Annotated in this window: 24 protein-coding genes; 5 read left to right on the top strand and 19 right to left on the bottom strand. The window is 60.5% G+C overall.

Features of this window, described 5'->3' with window-relative positions:
- Window positions 1-67: 67 nt before the first annotated feature.
- Window positions 68-418 (top strand): BON domain-containing protein, encoded by a 351-nt coding sequence (locus ACIPL2_RS20480; RefSeq protein ID WP_401358945.1) that lies wholly within the window; start codon window positions 68-70, stop codon window positions 416-418.
- Between the two features lie 80 nt (window positions 419-498).
- Here the strand turns inward: ACIPL2_RS20480 and ACIPL2_RS20475 are convergent, their stop codons facing one another.
- Both ACIPL2_RS20475 and cynS read right to left on the bottom strand, forming a co-directional pair.
- Entirely contained in the window at window positions 499-1,158 is a 660-nt protein-coding gene (locus ACIPL2_RS20475) for a carbonic anhydrase (protein WP_401358944.1), read from the bottom strand.
- Between the two features lie 183 nt (window positions 1,159-1,341).
- Entirely contained in the window at window positions 1,342-1,809 is a 468-nt protein-coding gene (gene cynS, locus ACIPL2_RS20470) for a cyanase (protein ID WP_201112519.1), read from the bottom strand.
- 123 nt (window positions 1,810-1,932) lie between these two features.
- Between cynS and cynR the strand changes: the two genes are divergently transcribed.
- Window positions 1,933-2,817 (top strand): transcriptional regulator CynR, encoded by an 885-nt coding sequence (gene cynR, locus ACIPL2_RS20465; RefSeq protein ID WP_401358943.1) that lies wholly within the window; start codon window positions 1,933-1,935, stop codon window positions 2,815-2,817.
- A gap of 5 nt (window positions 2,818-2,822) precedes the next feature.
- On the opposite strand, the gene ACIPL2_RS20460 is transcribed toward cynR, so the two are convergent.
- From ACIPL2_RS20460 to ACIPL2_RS20440, 5 genes are all read right to left on the bottom strand, one after another.
- Window positions 2,823-3,122, bottom strand: coding sequence for a hypothetical protein (locus ACIPL2_RS20460; RefSeq protein ID WP_401358942.1), 300 nt, complete (start codon window positions 3,120-3,122; stop codon window positions 2,823-2,825).
- Between the two features lie 137 nt (window positions 3,123-3,259).
- On the bottom strand, window positions 3,260-3,589 hold the full coding sequence (locus ACIPL2_RS20455) for a hypothetical protein (protein WP_401358941.1): 330 nt from the start codon (window positions 3,587-3,589) through the stop codon (window positions 3,260-3,262).
- Between the two features lie 521 nt (window positions 3,590-4,110).
- Window positions 4,111-4,614, bottom strand: coding sequence for a GNAT family N-acetyltransferase (locus tag ACIPL2_RS20450; RefSeq protein WP_401358939.1), 504 nt, complete (start codon window positions 4,612-4,614; stop codon window positions 4,111-4,113).
- A gap of 48 nt (window positions 4,615-4,662) precedes the next feature.
- A complete protein-coding gene (locus ACIPL2_RS20445) occupies window positions 4,663-5,292 on the bottom strand; it encodes a glutathione S-transferase family protein (RefSeq protein ID WP_401358937.1) in 630 nt (209 codons plus the stop codon).
- 78 nt (window positions 5,293-5,370) lie between these two features.
- Window positions 5,371-7,320 (bottom strand): DNA topoisomerase III, encoded by a 1,950-nt coding sequence (locus ACIPL2_RS20440; protein WP_401358936.1) that lies wholly within the window; start codon window positions 7,318-7,320, stop codon window positions 5,371-5,373.
- A gap of 366 nt (window positions 7,321-7,686) precedes the next feature.
- On the opposite strand from ACIPL2_RS20440, the gene ACIPL2_RS20435 reads away from it, so the two are divergent.
- The gene (locus ACIPL2_RS20435) at window positions 7,687-8,052 is read left to right on the top strand and encodes a DUF427 domain-containing protein (RefSeq protein ID WP_401358934.1); all 366 of its coding nucleotides are present in this window, start codon (window positions 7,687-7,689) and stop codon (window positions 8,050-8,052) included.
- Between the two features lie 92 nt (window positions 8,053-8,144).
- Here ACIPL2_RS20435 and lldD read toward each other — a convergent pair whose 3' ends face one another.
- The 3 genes from lldD to ACIPL2_RS20420 all read right to left on the bottom strand — a co-directional run bounded on the left by lldD (window position 8,145) and on the right by ACIPL2_RS20420 (window position 13,063).
- Complete coding sequence (lldD, locus tag ACIPL2_RS20430; protein ID WP_401358933.1) at window positions 8,145-9,287, bottom strand: FMN-dependent L-lactate dehydrogenase LldD; 1,143 nt, start codon at window positions 9,285-9,287, stop codon at window positions 8,145-8,147.
- A 307-nt stretch (window positions 9,288-9,594) separates the two neighbouring features.
- The gene (locus ACIPL2_RS20425; RefSeq protein ID WP_401358932.1) at window positions 9,595-11,217 is read right to left on the bottom strand and encodes an MFS transporter; all 1,623 of its coding nucleotides are present in this window, start codon (window positions 11,215-11,217) and stop codon (window positions 9,595-9,597) included.
- A 199-nt stretch (window positions 11,218-11,416) separates the two neighbouring features.
- Entirely contained in the window at window positions 11,417-13,063 is a 1,647-nt protein-coding gene (locus ACIPL2_RS20420; protein ID WP_401358931.1) for a GMC family oxidoreductase, read from the bottom strand.
- A gap of 121 nt (window positions 13,064-13,184) precedes the next feature.
- On the opposite strand from ACIPL2_RS20420, the gene ACIPL2_RS20415 reads away from it, so the two are divergent.
- Window positions 13,185-14,075 carry a LysR family transcriptional regulator gene (locus ACIPL2_RS20415; RefSeq protein WP_401358929.1) on the top strand — a complete coding sequence of 297 codons (891 nt, stop codon included), beginning with the start codon at window positions 13,185-13,187 and terminating at the stop codon, window positions 14,073-14,075.
- Window position 14,076: 1 nt separating this feature from the next.
- Here the strand turns inward: ACIPL2_RS20415 and ACIPL2_RS20410 are convergent, their stop codons facing one another.
- Genes ACIPL2_RS20410 through ACIPL2_RS20380 form a run of 7 tightly spaced genes read right to left on the bottom strand, consistent with a single transcriptional unit; the run spans window position 14,077 to window position 20,422 of the window.
- Window positions 14,077-15,495 (bottom strand): ATP-binding protein, encoded by a 1,419-nt coding sequence (locus tag ACIPL2_RS20410; protein WP_401358927.1) that lies wholly within the window; start codon window positions 15,493-15,495, stop codon window positions 14,077-14,079.
- Entirely contained in the window at window positions 15,492-16,154 is a 663-nt protein-coding gene (locus ACIPL2_RS20405; protein WP_401358926.1) for a response regulator, read from the bottom strand. The genes ACIPL2_RS20410 and ACIPL2_RS20405 overlap by 4 nt, the downstream gene beginning before the upstream one ends.
- An 11-nt stretch (window positions 16,155-16,165) precedes the next feature.
- Window positions 16,166-16,810 (bottom strand): tetratricopeptide repeat protein, encoded by a 645-nt coding sequence (locus ACIPL2_RS20400; protein WP_401358925.1) that lies wholly within the window; start codon window positions 16,808-16,810, stop codon window positions 16,166-16,168.
- Window positions 16,807-17,616, bottom strand: a complete 810-nt coding sequence (locus tag ACIPL2_RS20395) for an SDR family oxidoreductase (protein WP_401358924.1) — start codon at window positions 17,614-17,616, stop codon at window positions 16,807-16,809. Before ACIPL2_RS20395 ends, ACIPL2_RS20400 begins: the two co-directional genes overlap by 4 nt.
- Window positions 17,603-18,277 (bottom strand): TenA family transcriptional regulator, encoded by a 675-nt coding sequence (locus ACIPL2_RS20390; RefSeq protein WP_401358922.1) that lies wholly within the window; start codon window positions 18,275-18,277, stop codon window positions 17,603-17,605. Before ACIPL2_RS20390 ends, ACIPL2_RS20395 begins: the two co-directional genes overlap by 14 nt.
- Window positions 18,274-19,755: an AMP-binding protein gene (locus tag ACIPL2_RS20385; RefSeq protein WP_401358920.1), complete on the bottom strand. Its 1,482-nt coding sequence runs from the start codon at window positions 19,753-19,755 to the stop codon at window positions 18,274-18,276. The genes ACIPL2_RS20390 and ACIPL2_RS20385 overlap by 4 nt, the downstream gene beginning before the upstream one ends.
- Window positions 19,745-20,422 carry a thermostable hemolysin gene (locus ACIPL2_RS20380; protein WP_401358919.1) on the bottom strand — a complete coding sequence of 226 codons (678 nt, stop codon included), beginning with the start codon at window positions 20,420-20,422 and terminating at the stop codon, window positions 19,745-19,747. Before ACIPL2_RS20380 ends, ACIPL2_RS20385 begins: the two co-directional genes overlap by 11 nt.
- A gap of 381 nt (window positions 20,423-20,803) precedes the next feature.
- Between ACIPL2_RS20380 and ACIPL2_RS20375 the strand changes: the two genes are divergently transcribed.
- Window positions 20,804-21,376 carry a cytochrome b gene (locus ACIPL2_RS20375; RefSeq protein WP_401358918.1) on the top strand — a complete coding sequence of 191 codons (573 nt, stop codon included), beginning with the start codon at window positions 20,804-20,806 and terminating at the stop codon, window positions 21,374-21,376.
- Here ACIPL2_RS20375 and ACIPL2_RS20370 read toward each other — a convergent pair.
- A complete protein-coding gene (locus ACIPL2_RS20370) occupies window positions 21,357-22,463 on the bottom strand; it encodes a DNA alkylation repair protein (protein ID WP_401358917.1) in 1,107 nt (368 codons plus the stop codon). The two genes, ACIPL2_RS20375 and ACIPL2_RS20370, sit on opposite strands and share 20 nt — an antisense overlap.
- 143 nt (window positions 22,464-22,606) lie before the next feature.
- On the bottom strand, window positions 22,607-24,415 hold the full coding sequence (locus ACIPL2_RS20365; protein WP_401358915.1) for a monovalent cation:proton antiporter-2 (CPA2) family protein: 1,809 nt from the start codon (window positions 24,413-24,415) through the stop codon (window positions 22,607-22,609).
- Window positions 24,416-24,499: the final 84 nt, after the last annotated feature.

Here is a 24,499-nt window from a genome sequence, read left to right as displayed (position 1 = left end):
ACCGCAGACGAGGGCCGCACTATACTTAGTGTGTGTCTGAGTCTGTGTTTTGAGAGAGGGGTCCGCCATGAAACTTCAATCCTTTGGTCATTACTCTCATCAGTTGGAAACGGTCGCGCACGACGCCTGGATTACCACCCGGGTGAAGTCAGCCCTGGCAATGGCCACGCCATCCCTTGGCCTGCAAATCCATGTCAAAACCCTTGCCGGCACGGTGGCATTGAGCGGGCGCGTCAACACCCATAAGCAGTGTGAGCAGGCTGTTGCTTTGGCCCGTTCGGTTCCCGGTGTCGTTGACATCGATGCCAGGGAATTGCTGACTCACGTGTTCACCCCTGGCAGCATTCCAACCGCGCCCAACGCCGAAGAGAGCCCTGAGAGCCGACCACAATCGTCCACCAGGAAGGATGATTTATAACAGTGGCGATTGAGTGAGAACAGCGCTCCCATAAGGGGGCGCTGCACCTGATCGGGACTGAACGCGGGTTCCAACACTCATCAAGCGGCTTCGACCGCTTTGCCGTAAACCGCGCAGGTGCTCGGGTGCTCGGCCAGCGACACGAATGTGCGGTGGTTGGCGTCCAGTGCCTCGACCGAACCGGTCTCGATGTCGTAGACCCAGCCATGCAAATTCAGAAGGCCTTTTTCCTGAGCCAGTCGCACGCTCGGGTGTGTCTGAATATTGGCCAGTTGCGCGATGACATTTTCCCGGACCATCGAACTCACTTTCGCCGCGTCATTGGCGTGAGTACGGGATTCGTTGATGACTTTCGCCGACTCGGCGTGCTGCAACCAGCCGCTGACGGCGGGCAGGTGGTCCATGCATTTGCACTGGGCAACGGCAGTCATGGCGCCGCAATCCGAATGGCCGCAGATCACAATGTCGGTCACGCCCAGTACAGCGACGGCGTACTCGACCGTGGCTGAAACACCCCCCGGATGCGGGCTGTAGGAGGGCACGATATTGCCGGCGTTACGGATCACGAACAGTTCGCCGGGTTCTTGCTGGGTCAGCAGTTCCGGCACCACACGACTGTCGGAGCAGGTGATGAACAACGTGCCGGGGTGTTGCGTGGTGGCCAAGTGTTTGAACAGGTCAGTGCGTTGTGGAAACGCTTCCTTCTGGAACTTCAAAAAACCTTCGATGAGCGCTTTCATTGGGGATTCCTCATGCGTGAATCAAATGATGACCCTGTGTAGCAGCTGTCGAGCCTGCGAGGCTGCGTTCGGCTGCGAAGCAGTCGCCTGGTTCTGGTGGTCGACGAGGACTTCGGTCGAGCGCGACCCGGCCCGAACGCAGCCTCGCGAGCTCGACAGCTGCTACAGAGGTAACGGTGCGGCTTAGAACGGGCGCAGTGGCAGGAATTTGCCGTCCAGGGTGATCACGGCGCGGGAGCCGCCTTCAGGGTCTTCGACTTTTTTCATGTCGAGCTTGAAGTTGATCGCGCTGATGATGCCGTCGCCGAACTGTTCATGAACCAGGGCTTTCAAGGTGGTGCCGTAGATCTGGATCATTTCGTAGAAGCGGTAGATGGTCGGGTCGGTCGGGACACCCGAAAGGCTGCCGCGCAGCGGGATGATTTGCAGGCGCGCCACGGCGTCGGCGTCCAGGTCGAGTTTCTCGCCAATCACTTTCGCCGCGCTTTCCGGTAGCGGGTGCTGACCGAGCAGGGCGGCGGTGACGTAGGCCAGGCCCAGGCCGGTGCCGTCGGTCAGGTCCTGCCACGACAGGTTTTTGCGTGCCTTGGCATCGAGGATCGACGTGGTCAGGGCCAGACTCGGGTCGTTGTAAGCGTGGGACTGTTGCATGGTATTTCTCCTGTCGCGGATGGTTTTGCTTGGGTGTGGAGCCATCTTCTGCCGATCAATCCATAGCGTCCAAGACCGATATACAATGCAACGCATAAGTGCTGCCTATAGAAGGTGATTCCCATGCTGCTCCGACATCTGCGCTATTTGCTGGCGGTCGCCGACCACGGCGGTTTCACCCGCGCCGCCGAAGCGCTGCACGTATCCCAACCGACCCTGTCGCAACAGATCCGGCAACTGGAAGAAACCCTGGGCGTCAGCCTGTTCGACCGAACCTCGCGCACGGTCAAGCCCACCGACGCGGGCGAGGCTTACATCGAGTGTGCCCGTCGGGTGCTGGTGGAGCTGGAGGCCGGCAAGCGTGCGCTGCACGACGTGAAGGACTTGTCTCGCGGCACCTTGCGCCTGGCCATGACGCCAACGTTCATGGCGTACCTGGTGGGGCCGCTGGTGCGCGATTACGTGGCGCGGTTTCCGAACATCCATCTGCAGATTTTCGAGTGGTCGATGGACGACATCGAGGCCGGGTTGCTGGATGACTCACTGGACATCGCCATCGCGTTCACCCAGGTCAGGAACGCCGACATCGAGTCGATCCCGGCATTTACCGAAACATTGGGAGTGATGGTCGGGCGCGATCACCCGTTATATGAAAGCCAGCTGCCGTTGTCGGCGCAGGCGTTGGCGCAACTGGAGTTTGCGCTGCTGGCTCCGGACTTCGTCACCCGCACGCGCATCGATGAGTATTTTGCCCAGGAGCAGATCACGCCGAAGGTGGTGATCGAGGTCAACTCGGTCAGCACCTTGCTCGAAGTCATTCGGCACACGGCCATCGCCACCATCCTGCCGGAACCCATCGCCACCGAGGACCGTGCGCTGCGCAAGCTTGCGTTACTGGGCGAGGCGCCCAAGCGCGGTGCGGCGCTGCTTCGGCGCAAAAACAACTATCACAGTGCCGCGTCAGTGGCCTTTATGGAGCTGGTGTTGGGCGCGGTTGCTGTGGAGTGACGGGGTCAGTCATCCACTGATTGGCACACACCATTGGGCGCCTTGCCGGTGGAACTTACGGTCACCGAGTCGTCATCGGCGAGGACGATCGAGAGTGTGACACCCGATCCTTTGGCTTCGAAGCGGCGATCGTCGATGGCTTTGGTGTCGGCTTCTTTGCTGTTGATCAACACCGGGCCGTCCTGATCCGCATGGACCAGGATTTTTCCAGGGCAGTCGACGTCGAAGGAGGGAACGCCGGGGACACTGTTGGCCTGGGCGACAGTCGTTATGGCCAGCAGCACGAACGTCAGGACAGTTTTCATCGTTAACCTCCAAGGTTTGGCGCGTACGCTTAACGATAGCTTTGTTTGCGCTGCACGAGACAAACAAAAAGGCCCCGCTCGACAGTACGAGCGGGGCCTTTTAGGTGAGGGGTGTGAAATAAAACCCCGAGGAAGTATCAGTAGAACCGGTCAATCACCCGAACTTCGTTCTGGTTCTGCATCGAAGCCCACGCCTGTTTCAGCGTTTGCAGAACATGACCGATGAAGTCCTTGTCGGCCGCGGCTTTCTTGCCGACATAGCCTTGGCCGCGACGGTACATCTTCAGTCGGGCCAGCAGGTTCTGGTTGTTCTTGTCGAACTCCGCTTCATGAGCGTGAGGCGACAGGCAGTCGATATGAACCTGGCCCGACTTGCTGATCCACAGAATGTGGCTGTCATGGCTGTCTTTTTGCGCAGCGAACATACGAGCCAGTTCATCGATAGTAGGTTGATTGTTCAGATTCATAATAAAGCCCCTTGACCATTTGGTGATCTTTCAAAGTTGATTCGCTAATACAGGTAGCCCATCGGTTAGTTGATCCCTGGCACCGAAACCAGGACGTCAGCGGTCGGCCGCCAAATCGACGGGGTCTCGCGTCTGTTGCATGTAGTCGTGTTGAATAACTGCTACGCAATAGCGTCACAACGAAGAGAAGCAGCGAAAACCTTCAGGCCACTACCGACGTTTTCAGGGTCGGCCACAAGCTTCATGAGGATTGATCGCCAGCGCTTCTCGTCCTTGTACTGGACGTTCGGGCCAGGTCAGTTTCTTCAATCTGCCTTGTGGGCAGCGTGTATCCGGGAAAAACAGCTCGGCGGTCAGACGAGCTTGCTCAAACATGTTGCCTGTACTCCCGATCGGGGAGACGTCTGCATCATGCAAGGCCAAAACGGCGTCGTCAACCGTTATGTAGTGATTATTTTCAGTCACTACATATTGTCGGACAAAGTGGTTTTGGAATTAAAAAGGGCAGCGGAACACGCCAGTCAGGCCGACGGCGGTGATGCGGTGAAACGGTAGAAGGTGCAGGGGTAACCGTCGACAGGCCGTTGATGCAAGGTGAACTCGCCTTGCGTCAGCTCAGGCATGACCCTGGCCCAGAACCGCCGCGCAGGCGGGTTCGCATCGATGTGGAAAATCTGCCATTGACCGGGGATTTGGCTCAAGAGGGTGGAAACGACAAACTTCGCGACGCCTTGGCCACGGAAGCGTCGGCTGACAAAAAAGTAGCCGATGTTGTGCTCCGCGCCTGGCAGGTGGGTCCGATCATCCACGGTCACGAAACCGGCCAGTTCACCGTCAACGTTGATGAGGAACGGGCGGGTAGCGGGGTTTCGCCAGTACTCCGGTTCAGGCTGGGCGTTGAAGAAGCCATGCCCGCCGAGTTTCAGCGGCAGCCACTCGCTGAAGTCGTACAGGTAGAACTGCATCAGGTTTTCAATCGTTTGCAGTTCGTCGCGCTGGGCGGCGTGCAGTTCTATCGAGAGCATGCGGTTGGCTCCTGATGCGCAGGCCATCCGTGGCCCGAACGCGATCACTCAATGGGGCGCGAAGTCGTATTTTCCGCCTTTCTTCAGTGCGGCTGCATAAGCCGGGCGAGCCTGAAAGCGCTCAATCCAGGCCGCGACATGAGGGTAGCCGCCGAGCTTGCCCTGGGCTCTGGCGATCTCGCCAATAAAGCTCATCTGAATGTCGGCGGCGGTCAGTTCATCGCCCAGCAGGTAATCGGACTGGCTCAGTGCCGTGTCTAGGTAGCTCAGGTAGTTGGCCACTTCCGAATTGATCCGTGGATGCAATGGCGCGCCGGCTTCACCGAGGCGCCCGACGTACAGGTTGAGCATCAGCGGCAACATCGCCGAGCCTTCGGCGAAATGCAGCCACTGCACGTATTCATCGTAGGCCGGGGTGGATGGATCGGGTTGCAGGTGGCCCTTGCCGTGGCGGCGAATCAGGTAGTCGATGATCGCGGAGGACTCGATCAGCTTCTGCGCACCGTCTTCCAGCACCGGCGATTTGCCCAGGGCATTGATCGCTTTCAACTCCGGCGGCGCCAGGTTGGTCTTTGGGTCGCGCTGATACAGTTTCAGCTCGTAGGGGATGGCCAGTTCTTCCAGCAGCCAGAGAATCCGCTGGGAGCGGGAGTTGTTCAGGTGATGCACGATGATCATGGTCAATCCCTTTTCAGAAAAAGCGGCGGTCGCCGAGCTTGAAGAACACTAGACCATCACAGCCGGTTCGAAGTGCCCTCAAGCCTTGCTCGCTGGTTTTGCCGCGCGTTTGGTCCCGGTCGAGGGCTTGCGCTTGGCCGGTTTTCGTTTGTTTTTCCACGGCGTCGCGCCACGTCCGGCGGGGCTTGCCGGGCCGCTGATGGTCAGGCTCAGGCCGGCACACCGGGCGACTTGCTTGCTCATCCACGCCGCCTGCTTGGTGACGAACTCTTCCAGGCTCATTTCACCGCTTTGCACCATGTCCAGCGCTTGCTCCCAGATCGCCGTGGTTCCCGGATCGGCAATGGCGCGCGGCACGGCGTCGATCAGGCTGAACGCCGCCGGGGTCGCGGCCAGCGCTTTGCCGTTCTTGATCAGGTAACCGCGGTCGAGCAAGCCCTGGATAATCGAGGCGCGGGTTGCTTCGGTGCCGATGCCGGTGGTGTCCTTGAGCTTTTGCTTGAGCAGCGGATCTTCCACCAGTTTGGCGACGTTCTTCATGGCCTTGATCAGGTCGCCTTCGGTGAACGGCTTGGGCGGCTGCGTCCACAGGTCCTTGAGCTTGATGTCGGCGATCGCGCAATCCAGCCCTTCGGCCAGGGCCGGCAGGGTTTGCGGCGCCGGTGCCTCGCGGCCCTTGGCCGGGGCCAGGGCTTCGGGCAGGGCACGTTTCCAGCCGGGCTCGACGATCTGCTTGCCGACGGCGCGCAAGGCTTCACCGGCACAGTTGAAGTCGGCCTGGGTCCGGTCGTATTCATGATTGGGCAGAAACTGCGCAAGGTAGCGCGCGCGGATCAGGGTGTAGACCGCTCGCTGCTTGCCCACCAGCCGCTCAAGGTTTTTCGCCGCAGCGGTGGGGATGATGCCGTGGTGAGCGCTGACTTTTGCGTCGTTCCAGGCGCGTGAGCGTCGCTGGGGTTCCAGGTAATCGTTCAAGGCGTTCAGCGCCGGGTCAGCCTGGCGCAGCGCCGCCAGAATACCTGGCGCTTCGCTGTGCTGGCTCACAGGCAGGTAGCCGCAGTCGCTGCGAGGGTAGGTGATGACTTTGTGGGTTTCGTAGAGCGCCTGGGCGATGTCGAGGGTTTCCTGGGCACCGAGGCCGAGTTTCTTCGAGCAGACTTCCTGCAAGGTGCCGAGATCGAACGGCAATGGCGCCACTTCACGCATCCGTTCGGTGCGCAGCTTGATCACCCGCGCGCTCGTCGCGCTGCCCATTGCGGCTGCCGCTTTCTGCGCCAGCGCCTGATTCAGGCAGCGATCCTGATCGTCGCAGACCTCGGACGCCGCACGCCACTGGGCAGTGAACGCCGTGCCGTCATGCAGCAGTTGCACGTCGATGGCCCAGTAAGCCACCGGCACGAAATCGGCGATGCTGCGATCGCGATCCACCACCAGGCGCAGGGTCGGCGTTTGCACCCGCCCGACCGGCAAGACGCCCTGATAACCGGACTGCCGCCCCAGCAGGGTAAACAGCCGGCTCATGTTCATCCCGATCAGCCAATCGGCACGGGAACGTCCCAGTGCCGAATGGTAAAGGCTGAACGTCTCGGCCCCCGGCTTGAGCGCCGCGAGTGCCTTGCGGATCGAGGCATCGTCCAGCGCCGATAGCCATAGCCGCTGGATCGGCCCGCGATAGCGGCAATGTTCGACCAGTTCCCGTGCAATCATCTCGCCCTCACGGTCGGCGTCGGTAGCGATGACCAATTCGTCAGCTTCGCCGAGCAAGCGTTTGACCGCCTTGTACTGGCTGGCCGTGCGCGGCTTGACGGTCATTTTCCATTTTTCTGGAATGATCGGCAGGTCTGCCAGCACCCAGCGCTTGTAGCGCGCGTCGTAGGCATCCGGCGGCGCGGTTTCCAGCAGATGGCCGATGCACCAGGTCACCGTGATGTCCGTTCCCAGCCAGCAGCCGTCGCCCCGACGCCTGGCGCCGAGCACGGCCGCAATGTCTTTGGCCTGGGAAGGTTTTTCACAGAGGTACAGCCGCATAACCACCATCGTTCAGTCGGTTTGAAGAGGTGAACAGAATGCGCAGGGAAAGCGATTGGAGCAACCTTTATCTGTATGGATGTACAGCAAAACCTGTTGCGTATGTTTTCGGCGCTCACTACACCACGAACAGCCTGGCAGCAAAAGGGTCAGCCCTCTGGCCCGAAACTCGCGCGCACATTCCAATGCACGCGCTGACAAACGCTGCAATGTTTTGATCCTCCGTTCGGCTGCGAAGCCGTCGTGAACGCGAAATCTGGGTTATACCTGACAGTCGAGGTCTCGGTTTTTTTGCGGCCGCTGTGCAGTCCATCGCGGGCAAGCCTTGCTCCTACAGGTCCATCACCGTCATGAGGAACGTGTTCCATGAAAAGCTCCGGTCCTAGTCCTGTCATCACCATCGCAGAGCAACCCGGCTGCCTGTTGGTGAAGTTCCACGGTATCCAGGTGGCCGCCTCCGCACGCGCGCTGGTGTTGCTCGAGGCCAATTATCCGCCGGTGTATTACGTGCCCCGAGAAGACATCGACGAAAAGTACTACGCCATCACCGACCACACCAGTTATTGCCCCTACAAGGGCGATGCCACCTATTACAGTCTGCAAATCCCCGGGCATGAAGGCGCGAACGCGGTGTGGAGTTACGAGGACCCCAAGGTGTCGGTCGATCAGATTCGCGGGTATATGGCGTTTTATCCCGATCAGGTGACGTTCGAGATACTCAAGGACGTTTAGGTGTCTCTAGTTCGGGGATAAAGAGGCCACGATCCAGAGCATCGATGAAATTGCCGCGCCCGTGCGCGGCGATTCAGGGGCAGCCGTTCAACTTATCGAACAGCCTCCACCAGGGTGGATTGATCAATCTGACTAATCGAAGTCACCCCGGTCAATGTCATCGCGACACGCATTTCCTTGGCGAAAATATCCAGCATATTCTCCACCCCGCGTTGACCATCGGCCGCCAACGCATAGGCCATGGAGCGCCCCAGCAATACGCCTTTCGCGCCCAGCGCCAACATCCGCACGACATCAAGCCCCGAGCGGATGCCCGAGTCGACCAGCACGGTCAGGTCATTGCCGATGGCCTGCATGATCGGCGGCAATGCCTTGGTGGTGGAGAGCACGCCGTCGAGCTGCCTGCCACCGTGGTTCGACACCACAATGCCATCGGCGCCGAAGCTGACCGCGTCTTTGGCATCTTGCGGATCAAGAATGCCTTTGATGATCATCGGGCCTTTCCAGAAATCACGAATCCACTCCAGATCGCTCCAGCTGATCGAGGGGTCGAAGTTGTTGGCCAGCCAGCCCATGTAGTCTTCGAGCGTGACGGCTTTGCCCAGGTACTTGGAGATGTTCCCGAGGTCGTGTGGGCGTCCCATAAGGCCGACGTTGAAGGCCCAGTCGGGTTTGGTCATAGCCTGAAGCATTCGCCGCGATGAGGCAAAAGGGCCGGACATGCCCGAGTGTGCATCCCGGTAGCGGGCGCCGGGTGTGGGCATGTCGACGGTGAACACCAGGTTTTTCACGCCGGCGGCTTTCGCCCGCTCCAGCGCATTTTTCATGAAGCCCCGGTCTTTCAACACGTACAGCTGAAACCAGATGGATTGTTGGCTTTGTGCCGAGACTTCTTCGATCGAGCACACCGAGACGGTTGAGAGGCAGAGCGGGATGCCTTTGTTTTCCGCAGCTCTGACCGCTTGGACTTCGCCACGGCGGGCGAACATGCCCGTCAGGCCTACCGGGGCCAGGATGATGGGCATTGCCAACGGCTGATCGAAGAGGGTGGTTTGCAGGCTCAGGGTTTCGACGTTTTTCAGGATGCGCTGACGCAGGCTGATGCCTGTCAGGTCGGCGCTGTTGGCCCTCAGCGTGTGCTCGGCGTAAGCGCCCCCGTCGATGTAGTCAAACAGGAAACGGGGAAGTTTGCGGCGGGCAGCCTCTCGATAGTCAGATGCGGATGAAATGATCATGGAGCCTCGGTCGGGTGAGTGGCGGGGCGATGGATGCGTGCTGTCAGAGTAGCGAAAACGTTCTGGGTTTGCGGAGGTTTCCCCGAAATCGTTGTGGGGGTTGGCTTAGGTGTACTCCGACCCAATTGTGGGAGCGAGCCAGCTCGCGATGAACCCACGGACACCGCGTTTATCCTGGCGAAACGCGTCGTCGTTAACGTCCATCGCGAGCAAGCTCGCTCCTACAGGGGGAACTCCTGGCCGGTAGGCCGCCGTGCTTTTGATGTTGATGCTCGGCCCTCAAGCATCAGCCCGTTCAAGGTCGGCCTCAGTTGGTATCCAGATCCACATTCTTGGTCTCACGCAAACAGATCATCCCCACCACCAGGCTCACCCCGGTAATCACCACCGGGTACCACAGCCCATAGAAAATGTCCCCGGTATACACCACCAACGCAAACGACACCGTCGGCAAGAACCCACCAAACCAGCCGTTGCCAATGTGGTACGGCAAGGACATCGAGGTGTAGCGGATGCGCGTCGGGAACAGTTCGACCATCAGCGCCGCCAGCGGACCGTAGCACATGGCGGAAATGATGATCAGCGCGACAATCAGCGCCACGATCATGGGTTTGTTGATCAACTGAGTGTCAGCCTGTGACGGATACCCAGCCAGCGTCACCGCGCCACGCAGGGCCGCTTCGTCATAGCCATCGATCTTCACTTCACCCACGCTCACCTGCACCGCGCTACCGGCCGGCGCAGCTTGGCTGGTGTACGGCAGGCCCTGTTTGACCAGGAAGGTTTTGACCTTGTCGCACGGGCTATCAAATTTCGCCTTGCCCACCGGATCAAACTGGAAGGTGCAGGTAGCCGGGTCGGCCAGCACAGTGATCGGGGCCTGGCGACTGGCCTGGTCGATCGCCGGATTGGCATAGTGGGCCAGGGTCTTGAAGATCGGAAAGTACAGCGCAGTGGCCAGCAGCAGGCCGATCATCAACACCGGTTTGCGCCCGACCTTGTCCGACAGCCAGCCGAAAAAGATAAAGAACGGCGCGCCAATGATCACGCTGATAATCAACAGGCTGTTGGCCAGTGCCGGGTCCATTTTCAGGAACTGGGTGAGGAAGAACAGCACATAAAACTGCGCCGCATAAAAGGTCACCGCTTGCCCGGCATTGATGCTGAACAGGGCGATCAAGACGACTTTAAGGTTTTCCCATTTGCCGAAGGAGTCGCGCAGCGGCGACTTGCAGAGTTTGCCTTCTTCTTTCATTTTCACGAATGCAGGCGACTCGTGCAGGCTCATGCGAATCCAGGTCGAGATGCCCAGCAGAACGATCGAAAACAGAAACGGAATGCGCCAGCCCCAGACTTCGAACTGGTCACCGGTGAAGTAGCGGCAACCCAGCACCACCAGCAACGACAGCAGCAGCCCGAGGGTCGCGGTGGACTGAATCCAGCTGGTGTGGAAACCGCGTTTGCCCATTGGCGCGTGTTCCGCGACATACGTCGCCGCGCCGCCATATTCACCGCCCAGGGCCAGGCCCTGGAGCATGCGCAGCACCACGAGGATGATCGGCGCGGCGATGCCGATGCTGGCGTAAGTCGGTAGCAGCCCGACGCAGAAGGTGGCCAGGCCCATCAGAATGATGGTCGCGAGGAAGGTGTATTTGCGCCCGATCATGTCCCCCAACCGACCGAACACCAACGCACCGAACGGCCGCACGATGAAGCCGGCGGCGAAGGCCATCAGGGCGAAGATGAAGGCCGTGGTGTCGTTGACCCCGGCAAAGAATTGCTTACTGATCACCGCCGCGAGGGCGCCATAAAGGAAAAAGTCATACCACTCGAACACCGTCCCGAGCGATGAAGCGAAGATGACTTTGCGGGTGTCGTGGCTGATTTCCGCGACCGGCGCGGCTTGCAGAGGCTGAACATGTTCTGACATATCGGTATCCCTCACAGTGATTGTTTTTGTTGTTCCACTGTCGCCGCCGGCCTTGTGGGCTGGCGCCGCTACTGCGATGTATCGGATGTACGCCCCTGTAGGAGCGAGCTCGCTCGCGAAAAACCTGAGAGCGCACGTGGGTGCCAGGTATGCAACGTCATCGTTGACGACCCTCGCGAGCGAGCTCGCTCCTACAGATTTACGGGTGTGTGACCAGTTCCATGGGTGGGGTGAGGTTCCTCGTCGAAGGGTTAAGAATGAGCTGGGCGGCCTTTTCGGCAATCATCAGCGTAGGCGAACAGGTGTTGCCCGAGGTAATGCGCGGCATGATCGAGGCATCGGCAATACGCAGGCCAGGGATGCCGTGGACGTTGAGCTGCGCATCAACTACCGCGTCCGCGTCGTTGCCCATGCGGCAAGTGCCCACCGGATGGAAAATCGTCGTGCCGATCCGCGCCGCGGCTTCCTGCAATTCTGCTTCGCTCTGCAAGCTGTCACCGGGCAGGTATTCCACCGGTTTGAACGCTTGCAGGGCCGGCGCTGCGACGATGCGCCGGGTCAGGCGAATGGCATCGGCGGCCACCCGCAGATCTTCCGGATGGCTCAGATAGTTGGGCTGAATCAACGGCGCTTCCTGCGGATTGGCGGAGCGAATTTCGATACGGCCACGGCTTTGCGGACGCAGGTCGCAGACCGACGCGGTGAACGCGGGGAAGGCGTGCAATGGCTCGCCGAAGCGTTCCAGTGATAAAGGTTGCACGTGGTATTCGAGATTGGCCGACGTCTGCTCCGGCCCCGACCGGGCGAACGCGCCGAGCTGGCTTGGCGCCATGGACAGCGGACCACTGCGGTCATACAGATAGCGCAAGCCCATGCCCATCTTGCCCCACACGCTGCCGGCGATCTGGTTGAGAGTGCGCGCGTTTTCCAGTTTGTAGATCAACCGCAGTTGCAGATGATCCTGCAGGTTGCCGCCCACCCCAGGCAGTTCGTGGGCAACACCGATCCCCAGGCGTTGCAGCAGCGGACGAGGGCCGATCCCGGAGCGTTGCAGGATGCTCGGCGAACCGACGGAGCCGGCGCACAAGACGATTTCCCGGCGCGCCTTGAAGGTTTTCGCCTGACCCTGACAACGCGTAATGACCGCTGAAGCGCGACCGTTTTCCAGCAGCACACGGTCGACTTCGACGTCGGTCAGTACGGTGAGATTGGGCCGATGGCGGATCGGTTTGAGAAACGCCTTGGCCGCGTTCCAGCGAATCCCGGCTTTCTGATTGACCTGGAAGTAGCCGCAGCCTTCGTTGTCGCCCTGGTTGAAGTCATCGATGCTGGCGATCCCGCTCTGCGCGGCGGCCTGTTGGAAGGCATCGAGAATCGGCCACGACAGACGCTGACGTTCGATCCGCCATTCGCCGGCAGCGCCGTGAAACTCGGAATCGCCGGCAAAATGGTTTTCGCTTTTCTTGAACAGCGGCAGCACGTCGTTCCAGCTCCAGCCGGGGTTGCCGTCGGCTGCCCAGCCGTTGTAATCGCCGGCCTGGCCACGCATGTAGATCATGCCGTTGATCGAGGAACAGCCGCCGAGCACCTTGCCCCGTGGGTAACTCAGGGCGCGCCCTTGCAGGCCGGGTTGTGCCTCGGTCTTGAAGCACCAGTCGGTGCGCGGGTTGCCGATGCAGAACAGGTAACCCACGGGGATGTGAATCCACGCATAGTTATCGCGGCCGCCGGCTTCAAGCAGCAGCACCCGGTGTTGCGGGTTAGCCGACAACCGATTGGCCAACAAACACCCGGCTGGCCCGGCCCCGACCACGATGTAGTCGTATTCATCAAGGGAAGTCTGCATCCCTGACCTCGTATTGTTGTTCTTGTTGTCGGTCATCCTAGTTGTTAGCTTTCGTCAAAAGAATGTTAGTTTTTGCGCAGCCGCTGTGCGTTTTTAAACAGCCTCACCTCAAGGACGAATCATGTTCGACTGGAATGACCTGCGGTTTTTTCTCGAATTGCAGCGCAGCGGGCGATTGCTCACTGCTGCCCGCCGTTTGAACACCACCCACGCCACGGTGGCGCGGCACATCGAGGCCATCGAAAAGAGTCTCGGCACCGCGCTGTTCGTCCAGCACGCCCAGGGTTATGAGCTGACCCCAGCCGGCGAAGCGCTGCTCAAGCATGCTGAAGCCATGGAAAACGTCGCGCTGCTGGCCCAGGAAGAAATCACCCAATCGACGGCGCCGCTGGGCAAGATCCGCGTCGGGGTCACGGAAGGGCTGGGCATCATGTTCCTCGCCAGTCGCATGAACGAGCTGTTCGAACGCTATCCGGGGCTGGAAGTGGAACTGGTGGCGGTGCCGCGTTTCGTCAGCATCCTCAACCGTGAAGCCGAGATCAGCATCCATCTGGAGCGTCCGTCCGCCGACATGCTGGTCACGCGCAAACTCACTGACTATCGCCTGGCGCTGTACGCCAGTCAGGATTACCTGGATCGCTCGCCACCGCTGAGCAGCCGCGAAGACCTCGGCCGCCACGCCTGGATCGGTTACGTCGACGACTTGCTGTTCAGCCAGGAATTGATGTTCCTCAACAGTTTTTGCCGCAACCCGCAGGTGGTCTTCCACAGCACCAGCGTCATCGCCCAGCAACAGGCTGCGCGTTCGGGGTTAGGGATCGCGGTGCTGCCGTGCTACATGGCCAGCGCCGATCCGGGTCTGGTGGCATTGCTGCCAGATGAGAGCATCCAGCGCAGCTACTGGATCAGCACCCGCCGCGAGTTGCACAAGTCGGTGCGGCTGCGGGTGTTGTGGGATTACGTGGTGGAGTTGTGTGAGCGCGAGCAGGAACTGTTGCTCGGACCGCAGTAACTCAACCCTTGGGCGGTGGCTCGCGGGTAGCTCGTGGCAATGGACTGCGTGACTGGCCGTCCGGAATCGACAGGGTTGCCCGCAACCCTCCCTCGGGGCGGTTGACCAGCGTGATCCGCCCGCCCAGCCGAGTCGCAATGGTGTTGACGATGGTCAGGCCCAATCCAGCCCCTTGAGCATTGCCACGACTGTAAAAGCGTTCGAACAATCGCTCGCGTTCCGTTTCGTCGATGCCCGGTCCCTGATCCTCGACACTCAGTGAATAGTATCCGTCCGCCTGACTCAACTGCACGGTGATAACGCCATGTTCGGGGGAGAAGTTTGCCGCGTTCGTGATCAGGTTGTTCAGAGCAACGTCGATGGCTGCGGCGTCAGTGATGACCTTGAAAGGACGATCGTTGACGTCGAATGCCAGTTCCAGGTGCTTGCTCAGCAACCAGGGGGCGAGTTGCACCAGGCTGTCACGGACGGTTTCGGTCAGGTCGATGCTGTGCAGCACTGGCGACACGGCGGAGGGTTCGAGGCGGGCCATGGTCAACAACTGATTCACCAGACGGCTGGTGCGATCGACACCGGCGATCAGAAACTCCAGTGATTCACGGCGCTCCTGTTCAGTGCCCGCCTCGAGCAGGTTTTGCGCATGCACGCGCAGCACGGCCAGGGGCGTGCGCATTTCGTGGGCGGCATCGGCGATGAAGCGTCGTTCGCGCCCTAGTACTTCCTGAATCTGCGCGAGCATGCGATTGAGCGCTGCTTGCATCGGTTCCAGTTCACTGGGTAGCGGGGTCAGTTGCAACGGTTCCAGCGAGCCGCTGTGCCGTGCCCGCAGGATCGACGCCATGTCGGCCAGTGGCTTGAGGCCCCAGCCGATGGCCATCCAGACCAACGCTGCCAGAATCAAGCTGCCGAGCACATTGGGCCATAGAGTATGGCGCACAATCCGGTCCACCAGGTCCGAACGCACATCGTCGCGTTCGCCGACCCAGATGCGCAAATCAGTGGGTTTATCCTCAAGCACAAACGCACGCCAGTGGCGGTTATTCAGGTCTACCACATCGCTGAAGCCGGGTTTCGACGGTGGTGTGGTGAAGGAGGGCGCGCTGGCGGTGTGCACCAACACCTGGCCCTGACGATTCCAGACCTGGAAGGCAATCTTGGTTTCATACGGATGGCCGTCGACCCTCGGCTCCGCTTCGCTCAAGGCCTTGTTGAATGCCTGATACAGATCAGCGTGTTCCTTGCTGGCCATGGGCATGCGCATCACGCCCTGCAACAACCTGGCGTTCTGCGCGAGCTGGGCATCGTAGACTTCGGCGATTTCGTGGTTGCTGTCGTACAGGTTCAATACGCTGATCACGGCCAGGCCGGCGAGCATCAGGCCAATGATCAGCGTCAGGGTGCGGCGCCGGATCGACGTCATCGACGTTCCTCCACCAGGTAACCGACACCGCGAATGGTGCGGATCAGGTCGGTGGAAAATTTCTTGCGCAAGTGATGGATGTGCACTTCCAGGGTGTTGCTTTCGGCTTCCTCGTTCCAGCCGTAGAGCAACTGCATCAGATGATCGCGAGTCATGACCCGGCCCGGTGGCGAGAGCAATTCATGGAGCAGCTGATATTCCTTGGGAGTCAGCGCGACCGGCTGGCCCTGATAGCTGACTTGCTGGGTGCCGGGGTTCAGGCTGATGCCGGCATGTTCGATCAGCGCTTGCGCGCGACCGGCGCTGCGCCGTAACAAGGCCCGCAGGCGAGCCTTGAGTTCGGCCAGATCGAAGGGTTTGATCAGGTAATCGTCGGCCCCCGCGTCCAGCCCGGCGATGCGGTCTTCGGTGGCATCCCGGGCGGTGAGGATCAACACGGGCAGGTTGGAGCCACTGTCACGCAGGCGACGCAGCACTTCAAGACCGTCCATGCGTGGCAGGCCGAGGTCGAGCACCGCCAGGTCAAAGGTTTCGCTAAACAGCGAATGCAAGGCGCTGCTGCCGTCCTGCAACCAGTCGACGGTATACCCTTCGCGGCTCAGTGCCTGATGAATGCCTTCGCCCAGGGCCACGTCATCCTCAATCAGTAATAAGCGCACACAGACTCCTGTCAGTCGAGTTTCTTGTTCACATCCACCAGCAACGCTTCGATTTCCTTGCGCCGTCCAGCGTCGGCAACTTCGCGGCCTCGCCTCGGGTCTGCTTGCAGGGCTTTTTGCAGTGCGACCCGGGCTTCGCTGTAGCGTTTTTGACGGTAGAGGTGATCGCCCCAGAAGTACAGACTATCGATGCCGTTCGGGTTGAGTTGCAAGGCCTGCTTGAGCAGCTGCTCGGCCTTGTCCGAGTCACCGAAGCCGATAGGCCAGCCCGGCACGCGGTCATAGAGAGCGCCGAGGCTGGTGTAGGCCGAGCCTTGCAAGGCTTTTGGGTCCAGGGCCAGGGCTTTCTCCAGATCAGCCTTGGCATCCTTGACCTTGCTCAGTGCACCGAGCCCGCCCTGGGCACCGGCCCAACTGCTGGTGACGATGCCGGACCAGATCCAGGCTTCCGCCACCGATTGGCGCTCCCGAGTGAAAGACGCGGCCTGGGTGGCGAGTTTTTCGAAAGCGGCGGTGCGTTGATCGGCGGGCAGTTCGTACTGGATGTGGGCCCAGCTTTGCTGGAGGCCATTGAGGCGTTGCTGGTCAGCGGTGTCCAGGGCCCAGACGCTTTGACTCAAGGCGCCCAGCAACAGGCAAGCGGCAAATTTTTTCATGGTTCGAGGTTCTCGTTGTCGGGCTTCTGACTCAGTCGACGGATCAATGGCAATTGCTTGCGCAAGCCACGGTCCACCAGATTGGGCAACAGGCTGTTCAGGCGCACGAAAAAACGCTCTGGCCAGCCCAGGTACAAGTCACGGCGGTCGCCGGCGATGGCATGCATCACCGCCGAGGCGACTGTTTGCGGGTCGTCGACATTGGATTTGAGCGCGTCATTCAATGCCTGCGCTGCCGGGCTGTTCATGCTCGTACGGGTGGCTCGGGGCGCGACATACAGGACGCCGACCCGCGTGTCGGCCAGTTCCCGGCGCAGGGCTTCGGAAAACCCGCGCAAGGCAAATTTGCTGGCGCAGTAGCTGGCGTAGCCGGGGTAGCCGATGGAACCGTAAGTCGAACCGACGTTCACCACCATGGCGCTCTCGGCTTGTTTGAGCAGCGGCAGCAAAGTTTTGGTCAGGCAGATCGGCGCGCTGATGTTCACCGCCAGCATCGCGTTGATGTCGCTGTCATCCAGCTGTTCAAGCATGGCGAAGTGATTGACCCCGGCGGCGTTGATCAGCAGGTTGATGCCGCCGATGGCTTCGGCGGCGGCCAGCACTTTTCGCCGGTCGGCGAGAACCGTCAGGTCGGCGCCGACCCAGCAGAGCTGTTGCCGATAGCGTTCGAACAAAGGCTCCAACGCTTCCCGATGCCGGGCCACAGCCAATACCTGGGCGCCACTGGCACACAACGCGGCAGTGATCGCCAGACCGATGCCGCCACTGGCGCCAGTCAATACCACGCGAGCCTCAGACAGGCGCATGCTGATTCTCCCTGTTATGCGGCAAACCGCGGAACATGTCGGTGTAGAGCGTGTAGACCACCTTGGAGGCATGAATCACAGCGGCCTGGTCGGCCGGATCGTCGAGGGTGTTCATCAACCGGCGGTAGGTCTGCATGTGCTCGATATCCAGCGAACCATGGGAGCTCAGGTAGCTGAAGGCGTTTTCTGGCAAATCCAGGCGTTCACGAATGCTGCCGGCGGCGTGGGTGGCCAGGGCAATGCTGGTGCCTTCCAGTACGTTGACCATGCCGAACAGGCCGACCGGGTTGTCCCGGGCGATCAGGTCGTAGAGAAAACTGACCATCAGTTCGATTGGCAAGGATGGCCGACCGTCGCGCACCGCGTCCCTGTCTCCACCGCAGGCATCGATGTCATTGAGCACCCATTGTTCGTGACCGTATTCGTCCTCAATGTACTCGCACACTGCTTCGCGTAGCCATTCCAGGCGCTGTGGCAGGCGCGCGCCACAGGCCATCATCAAAGGTACGGTGTGGCGCACGTGGTAATAGGCTTGCGCCAGGAAGGCCCGGTAACTTTCCAGGCTGACCTTGCCCTCGAGCGCGTCGCGAATGATCGGCAGATTAAACAGCTCGTGGCGTTGCTGGTGGGTGGCTTCTTGCAGGGCGTCGAAAAAACTCATGGTGCGGATTCCTCCGAAAGTTCGGATTCAGTCAGTTGCGCGTGGTAGCGCTCGATGATGGCGTCGCGTCGTGGTCGACCGTTGGCGGTGAGCAGGCCATTGGCTTGGGTGAACTGTTGATCCAGACGGGTCCACTGATGGACCTGCGCGTAATCGGGCAAGACCTCGTTAACCTGGGCCACGGCGGCGGCCAGGTCTTCGTCGGTGCACTCCGGGCGATGGGGCCAGAGCAGCGCATGATTGCGCGGCATGGCTTCGCCGTAGACGAAGGCCTGGGCGATATGACGACGCTGGGTCAATTCGGCCTCGACCCATTCCGGGTTCACGTTGCGACCGAAGCTGGTGACGAACTGGTGCTTCTTGCGCCCCTTGAGGTAGAGAAAACCCTCGGGATCGAACTCGCCGAGATCGCCGCTCGGCCACCAATCACCGGCTTGCGGCGCTTCGCCCAGATAACTCAGCAGGGTCGAACCCTTGATCAGCACTTCGCCATCCTCGGCCAGGCGAATCTCCACATGGGGCAGGGGCCGACCGACACTGCCAGGGCGGCGCGCTTCTGGCCGATTGAGGCACACCACCGACGCGCACTCCGACAACCCGTAACCTTCGTAGACCGGCAGGCCGATACGTTGCGCACGCTGCAGCAATTCTTCGGAAACCCGAGCGCCACCGACGGCGGCAAAACGTAACGAGTAGGGGCTGAATGCTTTTTGCTCGGCGGCGCTGACCAGCATGAGTAACAATTGTGGCACCAGGATCAGGCTTTCCGGCGCACGAGTGGCCAGGCAACCGAGCAATCGCGGCACATCAACACCACTGGCACCTCGAATGCCCAGCGTTTTCTGACTCGGCAGGCTCAACGTCGCGCCGGCATGCAACGCGGCGTAGCAGCCGAGGTTTTCCAGCAGAATCGCCAATGGCAAAAGCGCCAGGTGATGTTGCGGATCGGTGGGTTTGCTCGCTTGATCCAGCTCGCGGGCGACGGTCAAAATACCTTCGGCGCCCAGGCACACGCCTTTTGGCGTACCGGTGGTGCCGGAGGTGAAGGTCAGTTTGGCGGTGCCTTCGGGCATCCGGCTCGGACCGCTAAAAGTGCGGCGCCAGAACTCACCTGTTTTCTCGTAGCCCGCAGTTTCCAGTTCGGCATCCAGTTCCGGTTCAGCAATGACCAAGGCGGCCTGGCTCTGTTCCAGGCAATGCCGGCGTTGGGCCGGGCTGAAGAAGGGCGGCAACGTCAGGCAGGTCAGCCCTTCGAAGAGCACGGCCAGGTCCCACAGCATCGCTTCGACGCCATTGTCCAGCGCCAGTGCAACCACCTTGACGTTTTCAGCGCGCAGCCGCTGCTGTCGATACATCACTTCGGCGTACAGCGTGGCGTAGTCCACTTTCAGCTGATCGCCCCACAAAGCGATGGCATTGGGCTTGCGTTCGGCATGGCTGCGCAGGGTCTGTTTGAAACGCTCCATTTCAGGCGACATGACTGGCTTCCTCGATGGACGATGGCAACCCGAGGCGATTGAACATCCCGATGTTGCGCAAATGAATGAAGCCGGCGCGGATATTGCCAACGTGCACCCAAGGCTTGCTTTCGTAGTAACTGCCCCAGCTATGGCGGTCGTCGCCGAGCCGCTCGGGGTCGGCAGCGCAGAGGGTCACGGGCTTCAAGCCCAGGCGATGAAAGCTGTTCACCAGGCCGATATTGCCGGTGAACGCCACCCACTCCAGGCCACCCATGGCCAACAGGTAGGTGATGGCGATGATGCTCATTCGGGCACTGCCGGTGTCACTGGCAGCGAGGTTGCCCACCTCGACGATACCGTCCCGATCCACGGGGCGGTCGGCAGTGGCGCAGATCAACGGATCAATGGGTTCATCCAGATACCGCTCCAGAAACAGTTGTCCGCTACTCGCCAGGCGCACACCGGCCACCGCACAGAGTTCGCCCGATGCGTTGTTCATGCCGAACAGCTCCGGCATGAAATGACGGATATCGGCCCCGTGGGCCTTGCGGAAACGCTGCTGGATAAAGGCTTCGAAGACTGGGCGCTGGGGCTCGTCCGGCAAGGCTCTGGCCAGGCTCAACTGCGGGGTTTCGCCGTGGCCGAAGTGCAGGGGCAGAGGGATGTTCCAGTCGAAGTCGGGCATTGGAAGACACCTCCCGGGTAAGTTTGGGAGGAGTATCGGCAGCATTTCTTAACGGAGTCTGAAGGTGCGGAAAAGATCGGCCAGGTTTAACCATAACGCGATCCGTAGCAGCTGGCGAAGCCTGCGTTCGGCTGCGCAGCAGTCGTAAAGTCAGACAACGCGGTGTGTCAGATCCACCGGGCTCTGAGGATTTACGACTGCTGCGCAGCCGAACGCAGGCTTCGCCAGCTGCTACACGTGTGCGTTGTTACTACGGTCGGAGGAGTCTTCAGGTTGCCTTAAGACTGGGCGGGCAGGGTGGCGTCAGGCGATTCGGTGAGAAACCGGATCCAGGCTGTGCGAATGAGTCGGCAGCCGGTTATGACGTTCACGAGGCTCACGATGACCTGCGATACAACAACACAACGGTATGGAAAACTGTCGATCACTCTGCACTGGCTGATGCTGGCGCTATTTGTCGGCGTATACGCTTGCATCGAACTCAAGGGGTTGATGCCGCGCGGCGGTCATTTGAGGGGCCTGTTTCTCGGACTGCACGGGCTATTCGGGCTGAGCATTTTTGCCCTGGTCTGGGTTCGTTTGCTAGGGCGGCTCACCCCGCGTCCGCCCATCACGCCGGCGCTCCCCACTTGGCAGACCGGCGCTTCGCACCTGATGCACCTGGCGTTGTATGGGCTGATGATTGTCACCCCGGTACTGGCGTGGTTGATGCTGTCGGCCGGTGGCAAGCCGATGCCTTACTTCGGCTTCTTCTTGCCGTCGCCGGTGGCGGTGGATCCAGACCTGGCCAAACAGTTCAAGTATTGGCATGAGTTGCTCGGCAGCACCGGTTACTGGCTGATCGGTCTGCACGCGGCGGCAGGGTTGCTCCATCACTATTGGGTCCGCGACAACACCCTGACGCGCATGCTGCCGGGCCGCTCCGATAATGCGGTCAATCAGCGTCAGCGATAATCTCAAACCCCGTACTGGCCAGCCGTTCGCCGTTCACCAGAATGTGCACGGCATGTTGGCCGGCGTAGTGCTTGCGCGTGGTGAGTGCCTTGATGTGCTGGCCACGGGCGATGAACTCGGCTGCCTGGCCTTGAAGCGTCAACGCCTTGAGCTTGAACACCTTCGCCGAGGTGCTGCCGTTGGCTTTGACGTAATCGATGGCGTAGTCGATCACCAGCCGCTGACTGTCCGGCACCGTGGATTTCACGGTGAACGACAGGGTGATTTTCTCGCCCAGGCCAATCACCGCCGGTTCGATCTTCACGTCGATGATCTCGACCTCAGGCTTGCCGCCCGCGCCAATGATCGCCAGCGCCCGTGGGTTGCCCTGTTTGATCAGGCTGCGCAGGGCATGTTTGGCGATCCACGCGGTGTGCTTGTTCTCCAGTGACCAACCTTCGATCACGTCCAGCACCCACTCGGGATGATCCTTGGTAATGTCGTTGAGGTGGTTGGCCACGGACTTGCGCACATAAAGGCTGTCGTCGGCCTTGAGGTTGTCGAGGATCGCGGCCGCCAGGGACGGGTCTGCCTGGATCTGCTCCAGGCGAAACGACCAGGGCAGGCGCGGTCGACTGCCTTCGCTGGCCAGGCGCCGCACGTGCTCGTTTTCATCCAGGGACCAGTCGTGCATGACGGCCAGTGAACGCTGAAGATCGCTGCGCAGGAAATAACGGATCGCAAATTCCGCTGAGCCGAAGGGGGTGAAATATTTCAGCGCCTCCATGGATGGCTCGAAGGCATGGGCGCCGTAGGTCGCGACGTAATGCGGCAACGAGATGCTGACAAAACCGCTGTTCAGGCGCGGTGCGAGGGCGCGCAGGACGTCGAGTGTTTCTTCATAACCCAGCGGCAACACGGCGTGCAGGCATTCGCTGACCCGGGCCATGCGCTGCATGATCGATAAGTCGGCAAGCCCGTCGTTGGCCAGTTTCAGGAAGACCTTGGCGTTGAACTCCGGGTAGACCGCGGTCATCTCGGTGGCGATGTGCTTGAGGCGCTCGGCGTTGAAGATTTCCTTGAGGGCGGGGGAGGGTTGGTCAGCCATGGTGAGTTCCTTGAGGATTCTGGTTTGCCTGAAATACCGCGTTATCGTTCTTCGCGAGCAAGCCCGCTCCCACATTAGATTCGTGTACGACGCAGCTCAAATGTGGGAGCGGGCTTGCCCGCGAAGAGGCCCTCTAATTCACCTCAATTTTTACCCGCTTCCTCTTCCATCTGATCCGCCTCAAACAACCGCGCCAATTCCGCCCGGGCTTCCTGGGCCGTCTGCAACACTTTCGCCGCATCGTCATAAATCGCATGCTGGGCTTCCAGCACTTGTTCGTCGTGATGCTTGAAGCGCTTGATCCGCGCATCCGCCTGGGCCTGGGTCAGCCCCAGCCCGACCAACGTGCGCCGGCTCATTTCCAGGCTCGAATAATAGGTTTCCCGAATCGCCTCGGCACCGATGTCGACCAAGCGATGAACGTGTTGGCGGTTACGCGCCCGGGCGATGATTTTCATGTGCGGGTACAGCTTGTGCACCAGTTCGGCGGTCTTGATGTTGGTGTCCGGATCGTCGGTGGCAATCACGAAATACTCCGCTTGCTCGACCTTGGCCGCACTGAGGATTTCCGGGCGCATCGGGTCGCCGTAGAACACCGGCACGCCGCCGAAGCTGCGGGACAATTCGATGGTTTCGACAGAGGTGTCGAGGGCGACGAACTTGATGTTTTGCGCACGCAGAATCCGCGCCACGATCTGCCCCATGCGGCCCATGCCGGCGATCACCACGCGCGGTGCGTCGGTATCGATTTCGCGGAATTTCTCCGGCACCACCACCGGCTGGACCTTGGGGCTGACCAGTCGTGCGCAGATCAGCAACAACAACGGGGTAACGGCCATGGACAGCGTGATCGTCAGCACCAGTAAGTCATACAGGCGCGGTTCGAACAGGCCTTGGTCGCGGCCGATCTTGAACACCACGAAGGCAAACTCACCGCCGGCGGCCAACACGATGCCGAGGCGAATCGCACTGACTTTGCTCAGTCCACCCGCCAGTCGGCCGACCACAAACAACAGCGGCAGCTTGATTGCGATCAGCAACAGGGTCAGTCCCAGCACCACAATCGGCGCGCTCAGCAGCAAACTCAGGTTCGCGCCCATGCCGACGCTGATGAAAAACAACCCCAGCAGCAGGCCCTTGAACGGTTCGATCTGCGCTTCCAGTTCATGCCGGTATTCGGAGTCCGCCAGCAGCAAACCGGCCAGGAATGCCCCAAGCGCCATGGAGACGCCGACCAGGTCCATCAACCACGCGGTGCCGATCACCACCAGCAACGCGGTGGCGGTGGAGACTTCCGGCAAACCGGTCTTGGCCACCACGCGGAACACCGGGCGCAGCAGATAGCGCCCGCCGATCACCACCACGGCGATGCTGCCGAGCACTCTCAATCCGTGGTTCAAATCTTCGGCGGCGGTGCTGGTGTGATCGCCGCCGGCCAGCAGCGGCACCATGGCGATCAGCGGGATTGCGGCGATGTCCTGGAATAACAGAATCGCGAACGCCAATCGCCCGTGGGGACTGGTCAGTTCTTTGCGTTCGGCCAGGCTCTGCAGGCCAAACGCGGTGGACGATAGGGCGAGGCCCAGGCCCAGGACAATCGCGCTATTGAGTGACTGCCCGAAGACAAACAACGCCACCACGCCAATCACTGAACCCGTCAGCAGCACCTGCCCCAGGCCGACGCCGAACACGGATCGGCGCATCACCCACAAGCGCCGCGGCGACAATTCCAGGCCGATGATGAACAGCAGCAACACCACGCCCAGTTCGGAAATGTGGCTGACACTTTGCGGGTTGCCGATCAAGCCAAGTACCGACGGGCCGATGATCACACCGGCAAACAGATAACCCAGCACCGCCCCCAATTGCAGGCGCTTGGCCAAGGGCACGGTGAGCACCGCCGCGAACAGAAACACGACAGCGGCTTGCAACAGGTTGCCTTCATGGGGCATGACAAACTCCAGAACTCGGTACGGCGGGGCGACAAGGATAAAGGGTGATGCGGGATGCGTCAGCCTCGAACATACAGCGATGTT

The organism is Pseudomonas sp. NPDC086251 (assembly GCF_044746405.1).
Taxonomy (GTDB): Bacteria; Pseudomonadota; Gammaproteobacteria; order Pseudomonadales; family Pseudomonadaceae; genus Aquipseudomonas.
Note: the sequence above shows the minus strand (reverse complement) of the source record. Positions and strands in the feature narration are given on the sequence as shown.